The 13,120-nt window shown below is 33.8% G+C and carries 9 protein-coding genes and 1 pseudogene; 8 read left to right on the top strand and 2 right to left on the bottom strand.

Annotated elements, in window-relative coordinates; all coding sequences use genetic code 11:
• Positions 1 to 4: 4 nt before the first annotated feature.
• Together MCY_RS06435 and MCY_RS06425 are read left to right on the top strand one after the other, a co-directional pair.
• The gene (locus MCY_RS06435; RefSeq protein ID WP_007347564.1) at positions 5 to 196 is read left to right on the top strand and encodes a Trm112 family protein; all 192 of its coding nucleotides are present in this window, start codon (positions 5 to 7) and stop codon (positions 194 to 196) included.
• A 1,905-nt stretch (positions 197 to 2,101) separates the two neighbouring features.
• On the top strand, positions 2,102 to 3,133 hold the full coding sequence (locus tag MCY_RS06425; protein WP_007347563.1) for an aspartate-semialdehyde dehydrogenase: 1,032 nt from the start codon (positions 2,102 to 2,104) through the stop codon (positions 3,131 to 3,133).
• Between the two features lie 81 nt (positions 3,134 to 3,214).
• Here MCY_RS06425 and MCY_RS06420 read toward each other — a convergent pair whose 3' ends face one another.
• The gene (locus MCY_RS06420) at positions 3,215 to 3,424 is read right to left on the bottom strand and encodes a hypothetical protein (protein WP_007347562.1); all 210 of its coding nucleotides are present in this window, start codon (positions 3,422 to 3,424) and stop codon (positions 3,215 to 3,217) included.
• A 40-nt stretch (positions 3,425 to 3,464) separates the two neighbouring features.
• Positions 3,465 to 4,103: an SH3 domain-containing protein gene (locus MCY_RS06415; RefSeq protein WP_007347561.1), complete on the bottom strand. Its 639-nt coding sequence runs from the start codon at positions 4,101 to 4,103 to the stop codon at positions 3,465 to 3,467.
• 498 nt (positions 4,104 to 4,601) lie between these two features.
• Here MCY_RS06415 and MCY_RS06410 point away from each other — a divergent pair, with 498 nt between their 5' ends.
• From MCY_RS06410 to MCY_RS06380, 6 genes and pseudogenes are all read left to right on the top strand, one after another.
• A complete protein-coding gene (locus tag MCY_RS06410; RefSeq protein ID WP_007347560.1) occupies positions 4,602 to 5,420 on the top strand; it encodes a MetQ/NlpA family ABC transporter substrate-binding protein in 819 nt (272 codons plus the stop codon).
• A 48-nt stretch (positions 5,421 to 5,468) separates the two neighbouring features.
• A complete protein-coding gene (locus tag MCY_RS06405) occupies positions 5,469 to 6,503 on the top strand; it encodes a methionine ABC transporter ATP-binding protein (protein ID WP_007347559.1) in 1,035 nt (344 codons plus the stop codon).
• On the top strand, positions 6,496 to 7,155 hold the full coding sequence (locus MCY_RS06400; RefSeq protein ID WP_007347558.1) for a methionine ABC transporter permease: 660 nt from the start codon (positions 6,496 to 6,498) through the stop codon (positions 7,153 to 7,155). The genes MCY_RS06405 and MCY_RS06400 overlap by 8 nt, the downstream gene beginning before the upstream one ends.
• Positions 7,156 to 9,565: 2,410 nt before the next feature.
• On the top strand, positions 9,566 to 9,916 hold the full coding sequence (locus MCY_RS06395; RefSeq protein ID WP_007347557.1) for a hypothetical protein: 351 nt from the start codon (positions 9,566 to 9,568) through the stop codon (positions 9,914 to 9,916).
• 273 nt (positions 9,917 to 10,189) lie between these two features.
• A pseudogene (locus MCY_RS10075) lies at positions 10,190 to 10,905 on the top strand (DUF7146 domain-containing protein); the annotation flags it as partial.
• Complete coding sequence (locus tag MCY_RS06380; RefSeq protein WP_007347555.1) at positions 10,902 to 12,473, top strand: YfjI family protein; 1,572 nt, start codon at positions 10,902 to 10,904, stop codon at positions 12,471 to 12,473. The pseudogene MCY_RS10075 and the gene MCY_RS06380, both read left to right, overlap by 4 nt.
• The last annotated feature ends 647 nt before the right edge of the window (positions 12,474 to 13,120 follow it).

Genomic DNA, 13,120 nt, shown 5'->3' with positions numbered 1-13,120 from the left:
AAACATGAAAAAAATGACCACAGATCCCAAAATGCTCGAATTACTTGTCTGCCCAATAACAAGAGGCACACTCTCTTTCAACAAAGAAACACAAGAGCTCATTTCTCTTAAAGCCAAACTTGCCTACCCTATTCGTGATGGTGTTCCCATTATGCTTGCTTCAGAAGCGCGCCCTTTGCAAGATAATGAAACGTAACGCATAAAAAAATCTTTATGTAATTTCAAGCCCACTGTTATCAAGCCTCTATCAATATGATATCTCAATACTCGCGCGTTTTGAAAAAAACATTTTATGATATAGCAATACATTGATTTATAAAGATATTTATATCGCTTTACCTCTTACAATAAAAACCCTAACTGCTATGAGTTTCTTTCATTCTAGCCTGTTCATATTAGAGCAATCAAAACCATTTTCTTGCAAAACACAAATACCTGATAAAAATAGTGGTTTTCTTGCGCATGAAATGGCTTATTTAGCATGAAGTTTCTTATGGAGATAAAACTTTGCTTGAAAAAAGGACTAAAAATGCCTCTTATGATCCCTTTAAACGCAAAAGTTATAATAACATTTTTAGCCAACTCAAGGGAACGAAGTTTATTAAATATAAAGATGGTTATATTCCATGGGCTTTATTTTATAACATTTAAAATAAACATATGGCCTCTTATAAAGACTCTCAAGTGCCAAAGACTATAAAAAAAGACCTAAGAACTAACAAAGAGTGTGATGATGTTAGCTTGCTCTTTTATTAAGCCTCAAGATAGAGGATACTATAAATTTTATATTATTTATGAGGTCTTTATCATTATACCCAACACAGACGACGTTTAAAATAGGTGCGACAAGCTTTAAGGCATACCTTTAAAACATGCGAATACGCAACACAATAGGATGCTATTTTATATGAAGAACCATGGATCCCATCCAAAAAGCCACATGTTTAAGATACCCACTATTATGGAGATTAATAAAAACCACAAACTGTATCATCTTTTACATGCTATATCAGTGGATAACAGTATATCGCGTAAAGAGAAATATTTACTTTTGAAAAAATTCAACTCCCTGCCCGAAAAAAACAAAGGACAATTGTGCAATTAATTTCTGATAAAAAATATCCCTTTAGTTGCATAAATTAATTAAGAAAATCATTAACGTCCTTAATAACATTGAAGAGAATTTTGCCTGTCTCTCCCCCCCACCACCACCTCAAAGGACAAAGATTTTTAACCGCATCTTATCTGTCAACAGTCCAGATTCTACCGAGTTGCATCTAGCTTCCACTCTGCTTTACTTAAATGTTTCACTTAAACTGAAAACTCTCAACAAACAAACTTAAAAAATCTTCACCACGTACTAAAATACTTATATATCAAGGAATTTTACCCCCCTACCTCAAATGAAGGTGTTTTATGGCATCATAGCATAAAAGAATAAAGTAAAAATAAGAACTATAAAATGCCAAACGGATACGAAAAACTACATATGTAGCTTTCATAAGACTTTTTTATCTCATAGACACTTGAGTTTATCTTGTTATGCTGTAAATTCTGTTATTTAGGGGATAAGGATATCAAACATGCATACCTCCTTGAGATATTTATTAGAATGCATATTAAATATTTTTAGGCTTTCTTATTGAACCTTTAGTTTTAAACGAAGAGTGAGAAGCCAAAAGAAAGCTACTAGAACCTTACTGTTTACAAACCGGAAAGGAATCTTCGTCTTTAAAGACATAGAGAAAAGGTTAAATAATTAAAAACTTAACAAACCTTTCACCAACGTGATGCGTAATAATATCTTAAAAAAATCAAAATAGTGAAGGTAAACAATTGACAAAAGATAAACAATTCGCTTAATCAAGGTATTTTAAAAGAGATACTAACTTAGCATATAATATTCAATTTTTTCTAATTCTGAAAGATTCACAAGACAATATCATTTGAAATAAAACAATTTATTGCACTAACGATTATGATGGGGGTGCATAAAGTTGGGATTGTTGAAAACATAATTTAATGCTGTTCCTTGACCAACTCGCTCTCTCCTGAGTATAGCATCGGGAATAAACGTAGAGCGACATGAGGAGTGTAGAAGATGAGTTTTAAAGTTGCAATTGTTGGCGCAACCGGAAATGTTGGTCGTGAAATGCTCACAATTTTAGAAGAGCGTGGTTTTCCCGCGCATAAAATTGTCCCTCTAGCGTCACGACGTTCTTTAGGGCAAGAAGTTTCTTATGGAGATAAAACTTTAAAAGTAAAAGCACTGGACACTTACGATTTTTCTGACACAGATTTTTGTCTTATGTCTGCGGGGGGGAGCATTTCCAAAGAGTATGCTCCTAAAATCGCTGCATCCGGTTGTATCGTTATCGACAATTCTTCCACGTGGCGCTATGATGCCAATATTCCATTAATTGTCCCTGAAGTGAATGCCCCAGCTATAGATGCTTTTTCTAAACGTAATATTATAGCTAATCCAAATTGTTCAACAATTCAATTGGTCTTAGCTTTAAAACCTCTCCATGATGCTGCAATTATTAAACGTGTTGTTGTCTCTACATATCAATCGGTTTCTGGAGCTGGTAAAGAAGGAATGGACGAACTTTTCGAACAATCACGCGCAATTTTTGTTGCAGATCCAATTACATCAAAAAAATTTACCAAACGCATTGCATTTAATGTTATTCCTCACATCGATGTTTTCATGGAAGATGGCTACACGAAAGAAGAATGGAAAATGACCGTGGAAACGAAGAAAATTCTCGATCCGAAAATTAAATTAACTGCCACAGCTGTTCGGGTTCCTGTTTTTATCAGTCATGCGGAAGCCGTTCATGTTGAATTTGAAAAACCATTAAGCGCCTCTGAAGCACAAGCGATTCTACGGGACGCTCCCGGTTGTCAGCTTATCGATAAGCACGAAGATGGTGGCTATACCACACCTTATGAATGTACAGGAGAAGATGATACCTTTATTAGCCGTGTTCGTGAAGATATCACTGTTGAAAATGGTTTGGCTTTCTGGATTGTCGCCGATAATTTAAGAAAAGGAGCAGCATTGAATGCAGTTCAAATTGCTGAATTGCTCATTTCTCGTAATTTGATACAGCCTAAGTCGGCTAATTAACCATCTCCCTATCCGAAAGGTCGAAAATCCCCACAAAGCCGATCTATAAAAAGCCCGGCTTCTTTAAGAATCTTCTATATCTCACATCGTTCTAAAAGACAGCACATCGGAGCATTGACAACTTCTTCTCTGAATATTCTTAATTCTCTCTGCCTTTAAAAAAACAAAAATTTCTAATCTACATTGATCTCGTACATAAACACGCTTTTTAAGTCGCGTGCCCCAATCATCACCTTGATGCCGCTTTACAGCACGAACAGAATCAGCAGCATAAAGCATTTTTTGCTTCATACTGCCACACTTTTTATCATTCCTTTTATGACATTAATCCTTATGGAGCAGGATAAGTCACAACACGATAACGCGTTTCATTGCGCTCGAAATTTTTGTAATTTACATCATTAGGAAAGAAGGGATTATAAGCATTCACATGCTTCACAGAAACTTTTTGTGCTTTTGGTGACGGATTTAATATTGTACGTTCATCCCTTTTTTTTACACCTGTTGCATCGATAATCACATCTGTTCTATATAGTTTTTGCATGTTTTTCCGTGTTTTTTGAATTGCCGGAATAGTTTTAAAATCAGAAACCACTTGCTTTATTTTTTCTTTTGGCGATTTTATCATGGACTTTTCTTTTTCAGGCATCTTTGTAAAAGCAATAGTAGGAACATTGTTGACATTTACATAACGTGCAGATGCCCAACCAACTTTTCCATTATAACCAAGAGAACACCAAGTTTTATTGGATAAACAGCCATAAATTTGCACTTTTTCTCCCATTGGAACCATTACGATAACTTTATAAGCTGTTGCAGGACCTGTCCGTAAAGACACCTGACCTGATACAACACGGGCAACTGTTCCTGCGATAGTTCCAGCTTCCGTGTGAAAAGTAGTCATTGCGACTCCTGACGCTCCCAAAGCCCATAAAATCATTGTCGTTGATAAAAAATTTTTTCTTAACATTATTTTTCTTCCTCTCTAACATGTGAAGAGCACAATATTCACCTTTGCAGAAATTTTCCGCGTTTAAATGCAGTGATCATCAACCGTTATTCCTCCCCTAAAAGGTCTCATAACATTGTGCAACCAAATCTCTCTTTATCCCCTCACAACACAGCCTTTTGACCTTGATTGCGCAACATGTTCATCATTAATTGACTGCTAAAGTATCATCTGATTAATTTGGCTCTTCAACCAATCATCCCTTAAAGAAGTTTTTAAAGTGTCATTAGTTCCCTAAACAAATACGTACAATAGAAGAATTGATTGTCTGAATTTCTACTCACTCATGATGATATTTCGCGAAAAATGCTGAAAAATAGAGGAAAAATAATACTCTTCTTAAAATAAAAGTGATTGAATATTCTCTAAAGCTTGTATAATTTTAGACTGCCCTAAAAGAGTATAGGGTATATTGAAACTTCCCTCAAAAAATCTCTTGAAAAAGAAAGTTAAAAGCATATGGCATCAATTTTTTTTTCTCGCAGTCAGATTATAGGATTATTCCTTTCTCTCTTTGCACTTTTTTTGTCTACAGCTTTTGTCATGGCCACAGACCAATCAAAAATCAAACTTGGTGTCATGGAAGGATACGAAGCAGCCATTTGGAAAGTTGCTGCTGAACAAGCTAAAAAAGCTGGTTTAGAAATCGAGCTTATTTATTTTTCTGATTATACTTTGCCCAACGATGCTGTTAACGCAGGAGAGATTGATGCAAATGCTTTTCAGCACACACCTTATTTTAACAATCAAATAGAGCAGCGTGATTATAGACTTTCAATCGTAGGGTACACGTTTATTGCTCCAATAGGTGTCTATTCTCATAAAATTAAAGACATAAAAGAACTGCGCGATGGAGCACATATCGGTATTCCTAATGATCCATCCAATGGTGGAAGAGCCTTACTTCTTCTGAATTCTCTAGAACTTATTAAATTAAAAGACCCTCACGATATTCTTGCGTCTCCACTGGATATTATTGAAAATCCCAAAAACTTGCAAATTCAGGAACTCGATGCTGGCATATTGGGGCGCGCTATTGATGATTTTGATATTACCATTATCAATACAAATTGGGCATTAGTTTCTGGATTAGACTTACAAAAAGATGTTATTGCTTGGGAAAAAGCAGAAAATAATTCCTATAACAATATCATTGTTGTGCGTACCAACAACAAAGATGAACCATGGGTCAAAAAATTAGTTACTGCCTATAATAGTGAACCTGTCCGTGCAAAAATCAAAGAAATTTTTGGGCCAACAGCACAAACATCTTGGTAATTCTGCTAAATATCTTAGAAGCTATGCCAAACATTCTGGTAATTTTAAATGGAAAAAAATACCCTCATTTCTTTAAAAAATGTCAGCCGTTGTTTTAACAAAACGGCTGGTATTCCGGCAATCGATAACTTATCGCTCGATATCCATGTCGGTGAAATCCTTGGTATTATCGGTCGTAGTGGAGCAGGAAAATCAACACTTATTCGCTGTTTAAATGGACTAGAGAAAATTGATAAAGGGTCTCTTTTTTTTGAAGGTGTAAATATTTCAAATCTATCAGAGACAGAATGGGCGCCTTATCGTCAACGTATTGGAACGATTTTTCAACATTTCAATCTTTTATCATCGCAAAAGGTTATTGATAACATTACCTTACCACTCAAATTAACAGGAGTAAACAAAAAGCAACGGAACAAACGTGCCCTTGAGCTTATTGAATTAGTAGGATTATGTGGTAAAGAATATTGTTATCCTGCAGAATTATCAGGAGGACAAAAACAACGTGTTGGTATTGCCCGTTCTCTAGCCGCTAATCCTAAAATATTATTATCAGATGAAGCAACCTCTGCTCTTGATCCTGAAACAACACAATCTATCCTGGAACTTCTAGCCGATATTAATAATCGCCTTAATCTTACTATTGTTCTTATTACCCACGAAATGGAAGTAGTACGCACTATTGCACATCGCGTTGTTGTCCTTAATCAAGGGTGCATTGTGGAAGAAGGATGTGTAAAAGATATTTTCACATCACCACAAGAAGAAACAACGATTGCCATGCTCAAACTTATTACGCCACAACTTCCTGAAAAATATGCAAAAAATCTTAACTCCATCGGTCAAGAAGCTGTTATTGAAATTAACATTGCTGGAGAAATTGCCCAACAACCTTTTCTTCATCTTCTGGAAGATGCAAGCGGTTTAAGAGCACGTATTCTCCATGGTGGTATTGATACAGTCCAGAGCGAAACCATTGGACGCCTCTTCCTTGCTCTTCCTGCTCAAGATAAAGAAGCTTTAAAAAAAGCCGTTCAATGGTTAACCGAAAAGGGGCGATATTGCGAGGTTTTAGGTTATGTCTAATGTTTTATCTCATGAACTCCCCAATGCCGTTTTTGATACAATATTGATGACGATAAGTGCTTCTGTTATGGCTCTAATTATAGGGCTTCCACTTGGTCTTCTTCTTCATACAACAGCGCGTGGAGGAATTTTTGCTTCATCTTTTATCCATCGCCCTTTAAGCATCATCATTGATAGTATTCGTGCTATTCCCTTTATTATTCTTGCATTTTATCTTCTTCCCATTACACGTATTGTTGTCGGAAGAGGTGTGGGAATACCCTCTGTAATTTTTGTTCTCACCATTTCAGCTATTCCTTTTTATGCACGCATGGCGGAACTCTCTTTTAAAACAATTGAAATAAGTCTTATTGAAGCTATACGCTCTATGGGTGCAACTCGCCTTCAGATTATCAGATATGTTCTTATTCCTGAAGCCCTCCCTAGCCTGATTACAGGTTTTACAGTCATGATCATTTCTCTCATAGGAGCCACCTCACTGGCTGGTTATCTCGGTGGAGGTGGTTTAGGAGATATGGCAATCCGCTATGGCTATCAACGCTACAATACCTTCATCATGACCATCGTCATTATCCTTTTGATCATGCTCAATATTATAACCCAGTGGACTTCCGATAAAATCGTACAAAAACTTGATAAAACAAAACGTTAAAAAACTTAGAATTTCACATACCAATATCATCATCCTATTTGCTACTTTCCAAGTGCCCTCTTTGGGGTAGCACGACAGACTTTGACGCAATACGACACCTTTGGCAAAGTAAAACAAAATCCTTGGCAAAATAGAACAATCATTTGTAAAGCGTAGCCACCCTTTGGCTATCGAACATCAATAAAATATAATAACTTGATTTATAAGGATAATTCATTATTTTTCATATTGCGTAAAAGAGCTGAAGATTGTCAAATTCTTTCGTTCTAAACCTCTTTTATCTTGAATCAATTGAAACCATTTCCTCATACATCACAAGCAGTACTGGCGTGGAGGCAAATGGTTTCAATTGATTCAATTTGAGAGGAAGTACAATAAGAGAGTTCTATGATATTCAAGACTCGAATTTAAGTTAAAAATCGATAGATTATCTTTATAAATCAGCTTATTGCCACTCACAAGGCGACATTTCGAAATTGCAAAAAGTTTGATGAGCTAAGATGATAAAAAAGAAATGCATTTGAATACATGATACCCTCCATTGTGTTAACCCATCACTTGTTTTAAAGAAACATTAAATATCCAAGCCTATTTTGCAATGCTGTTCATGAATGGTATAATCATAAATCTACAGATTCGTTGAAGTAAAAAAGTGGCATCATCATATATTTTTTTAACGCCCAACTTTACAACAGCACTTAACCCTTGAAATACCTCATAAATGATTTTTCTTTAAGTTTTTTTTATCTACGTACCACTCTCATTTGTAACTTTCAATCAAATAAACTTGATTGATTCAAGGGAAATAAACCCAGTTACAATTAAGAGAAATTTATAATCGTGAGATTTTTCATTCAACATATAGGATAATAGACTATGATTATAAATCAGTATGTTGCTTTTAAGATGAGTGATTGATAAATTTATTATTTAATATCGTTTTTTACGGGCTATTTTTTCAATGTTCTTATCTTAAGCTGATTTTGCAAAAACACGATTTTCTAATAGATTACTCTATCGCTTTTCTTTCAAATATTTGATCAAATTTTTCATTAAAATTTTAATTATGCTTGCATTAAATATATTATTTAATATAAAAGAGAAAATTATTAAACAGTAATTTTTATTTTTACAACTTTTAATTTATTATTTTAAGATTTATATTTAAATAAAATATATTAACATTAATTTATGATTAAAATATTTAAAAATAAATTTTATTACCTTGTTTTTATAACATTCATTATTTTTTTGCATAAACTTCAGAGTTTTATGTAAATATTTCTGAATATTTATTTCAAAAAGAACTATTTTTTACTAATAAAGATGAAAATATATTTACTCAAAATATAGATATGACTGTGATTTACACTATTGAAGAAAAAAATCAGCTCCCTTTTATGAAAATTAAGCAAGGAAGTTGTTTTTCAGTATTTTAGGGGATCATCTCATTTTTCATGACTCTCTTTTTATTTGGTTTTAGGTAGTTTTTTAGCGCGCTAGTGTTGCTTATAATGTCTTTGTAAATTTGATAGGTTGACTTATTTTATTATAAGCAGGTTTTATTAACTTTAAAAACCAAAATTTTCAATGCTCTATACTATATAAGATAGGGAACCTGAATAACCTTTTTCAAGAATCTATGAGATGTTTTTATATATTAATAAAGTTGAAAATCATTTCGTTAACGTCTTTTATGTTTGAAAATGGAGATTCTGACGGCTCTTTTAAAACTTATAACTGTTTTTCTCAAAAAATAGTACACTATTTCAGAGCCTATTTATGAAGATATATTTGTTTTAGGTTGCTGTTTTTACTTACGATCAATTTCATTTCTCGATATTAACGATAGAGAATCTCTACTGTATTGATAAGTGATACGATAAAAGATCTTCGAAGTACTATTTCATATTTCTTTTATCTCGATAATATATAAGTATTATTATATTAACACCTTTTAATATTATACTATTTTAAAGTTTATTTTATCTCAAAGCATTTATAAAAATTCTATTATATAATTTTTCAAACTAAATTATTATTTTTATGTAAAATCTGATAATTTTTTCTAAATTTTAGGTAATGATAATAGAATACAAACTATCGATACAGCTTACTTTTATAATATTTTTTGTAATACGAGGATATGCTCAATCGTATTCGCATTATTTTATAATCATTTGATTTTCAAATAAATTTTATTAATTATTCCTTTCAGAAATTTTTTAATATTGTTGTTGTTATTTTAAATTAATCAGCTATTATTTTAAAAATTAAAATTTATATTATTTTATGTATTTACATGTAATACATAATGTATTATTATATATACATATATATAACATATTGTGTTATATATATGTATATTCTTTTACTTTTTCAGTAAAGAAAAAGAGGAGCAAATAAAGCTATGTTTAAACTATTTAAAAATCGTATATGTTCATTTATTTTTACATTATTTATTATTTTTTTTGTACAAACTGTGGAAGGAAATGCAAGTTTTGTAAAAAATAAATTTCAAGGAGAGGAAATTATTTCTACATTAGAAAAAAGTGTTGTTATTAAAGCAGAAGATAGGGCTGTTATCTATGATCTTGAAGGACAAAATAGATTTTCTTTTGAGAAAGCTGAAAAAGTTTCTGCATATTCGGGGTCAGCTTTTTGGGGTGGGATAGGTATTTTTTCGCTTCTTGCTTCTTTATGTGTTGGAGATATATTTGGAACTGTTGTATCTATTTTAGGAATACTCTGTACACTTTAATAGAAAACTCATAGACTTTGTCTATGAGTTTTTCGTTCACTTCATTATTTTAAAAAATCAATGTTTGGGATTATTTATTCTTTATTAGATATAAAAATAACTATTTAAAGTTACTAAATGTATCCTTTATTAACATTATTAAAGTTTAAAATATTGTAGTTGATGTTTTTCTTTTTGAAAGTGATATAATCTAATTTTTTACAGTTTATGGTTATTTTCTAGGCATAATGCTAGCCACTCCACCCTCTTCTTTTAATATTGTCTACCTTCTTTATAAAAGCGCTTATAAGAATTGGCTTGCTTAGAAAACAAGCCTTTTTTGATAAAATTTATGATCATACGCTTTCTTTATCCAAACAGTTTTGTGCTGATCTCACACGAGCAAAACAGAAAGCAGAGAGAACAAAAGCAATTTGGCAACAAAGCAAATCAATCAAAAATACTTTAGCAGAAACCTATTTACGCACGCGGGAGATCACATGTGAATTGCCTGCTGATTTACGCTTTCACGACAAATGTCCACATCCCTCAGGAATGACACTGCCCACGTTGGTGGCTCTTGTGAAGAGGGCTGGCTCATTTGCCATGCATAGAACCTTTTTAAAAGACAATGACTGCAAAACAAATTAAAAACCAGAAAAAGCCATGTTGGGATCTGTAACGAATGGCGCGGTGTATTTAAGCCAAGGCAATCCAAAACATCTGGTCATTTGTGAAGGCATTGAAACCGGTCTAGCCCTGCTGTCTGGGTTATTAACAGAGCCCGTTGATTTATGGGCATCCCTTTCAACCCATGGCATGATACATGTGAATTTACCTCTTACAAAATGGCGTTTGACAATCGCAATGGATGGCGATGATGCGTAGAGTGTAAAGCAGGTTTTAACCTCGCTGCGCGCGCTTATAGCCAAGGCTTTGAGGTTTTTATGATACAAGCCCCCTACGATCTAGATTTCAATGATTTTCTGATACTAAAAGGTCATCAATGATAAAAAATAAAAACAATATTGTAGAAAGCAACAATCAAAATACACTCGTTAATAATAACGATAAAATCTCTTTAAATGATAAGACTTGTTTAGAAGCCATTCCTTATAAACAAGCATTGCAACAAAATGGTTGGGGGGAATTAAAGCTTATCACGGCGGCTCTCTTACCCGTCGAGCCTTTTAACCCATTACAACTCCCAATGCCATTCATGGATTATGTCTATGACGTTTCAGAGCGTCAACAGGCTCCTATGGATTTTATTGCTGTCTCTGCTCTCTGTGCCTTGGCTGCTGTCATTGGCAATGGCGTGCGGATTGCCCCAAAACAGCATGATGATTGGATTGTCGTGCCTAATCTCTGGGGTGCTCTGATTGGGCAATCGTCAACTTTCAAAACACCAGCCATGAAAGCCGCTTTAGCTCCTATCTCTTGCCTTCAAAAGGAATGGTATAAAAACTGGTTAAAGCAAAAAGAAAAACAAGAAATTGAAGAGAAACTTGAAACTTTAGACAAACGAGAAAAGGAAAGACAAGCAAATAAAGCGATAAGAAAAGGAGAGTGTGAAACAGCTCGTGCTCTGTTGTATGAAACCCTCTCTAAAGACAAGGCACATAATAATGATGTTTCTCGGTTTATTGTCAATGATGTGACCGTTGAAAAGCTTGGGGAACTCTTAAAAGAAAACCCCCGTGGTCTCTTAATGGTGCGTGATGAACTGGCTGGCTTTTTAGCCAATCTAGAAAGAAAGGAATATCAAACAGATCGTTCCTTTTATCTCACAGCTTTTAATGGAGATGATCAATCTACCTATGACCGTATAGAGCGTGGAACCATTTTTATCCCTCATGTCACTTTATCCATGATTGGAGGCATTCAACCTTCACGCATTATTCCCCTCATTCAAGCAATAAACCGTGGAATAAATGATGATGGTTTATTGCAACGCTTTCAAATGATTGTCTGGCCCGATGACAATAAAGAATGGCAAGTGATTGATAGACCGCCCAATAAAGAGGCATGGCAAAAGTATGAAGGGGTGTTTCGCTCTTTTCGTGATAAACGCTTAGGGTCTCCTGAACAGCCGCTGATCATGCGTTTTTCTGCTAAAGCACAAATGCAATTTTATGAATGGTTAGAGCATCTTCATAGAGAAGCAAAAGGAGGTACGCACTCAGAAAGCTTACAAGCGCATCTTTTAAAAATGCCTAAGACCATAGCAAGCCTTGCCTTGATTTTTGAACTTCTTGACGGTGGTCGTTTAGAAATCGGACCCTATGCCATCACAACAGCCTTGCGTTGGACAAGTTATCTGTTAAGTCATGCAAAACGTCTTTATGCGGCCCATGATACATTAACAGTAGAAAGTGCAAAATTGATTGTCGAGCGTTGTGATCATTTACCCGATGTTTTTACAGCAAGAGATATCTATAGACGATGTTGGCGTTCTTTAAAAGACAATCAAGCCGTAAAGCAAGCTTTAGAGCTTTTATGCCGTTGTAATTATATTCGTGAATTTCCCATAGAGAGGAATGAATTAGGTCGGTGTCCCGATAGACGGTATGAATGACATCCTTGCGTCAAAAACAACAGCATAAAACAATAAAGCCATTGTAATTTTTTGTTGTCCTTAAAAACCTTCAAAGATCTTCTTGTTCCCAACAGAGAGTTTACAAAGTATCTTTGAGAGTTTTTTGTTTCATAATTTTTTAAAGAAGAGATATACAGTGGTCCTTTTAAATCTTGTGTCAAAGATATCCAAAATACAACCTATATAAGTCTTTGAAAGGGTTTTGAGTTTTGACGGTTGCCCCTTTTAGATAAAAAAACGATAAAAAGTAAAAACATTATTTTTTCAATATATTAATATTTTACAAACCTTAGAAAAACAACTAATATTGATAATACAACCTCTAAATTCAATCAATAATATACGTTTTGAGAGGGGATTGACGATTTTTACACCTTCAAAACCTATAAGCAAAATTCGTAATAAAACTTATCAAAATACTTATTCTGATATATTATAAGCACATAGTGCATTTATCTTGATTAACCCGTGAAACGAATAGAAAATTTCACTATTTTGCTGATCTTACCCCGTGTCATGGATCGTTGATAAGCAGAGCTTTTAAAGACCTCTTTTGAAAAAACTATCGGATTTTTTAGCAGTTTTTCCCATTTTTATCGATATTTTCTTTAAATACATTTAATTGA

Origin of the sequence: Bartonella rattimassiliensis 15908 (genome assembly GCF_000278215.1) — a bacterium.
Taxonomy (GTDB): Bacteria; Pseudomonadota; Alphaproteobacteria; order Rhizobiales; family Rhizobiaceae; genus Bartonella; species Bartonella rattimassiliensis.
Note: the sequence above shows the minus strand (reverse complement) of the source record. Positions and strands in the feature narration are given on the sequence as shown.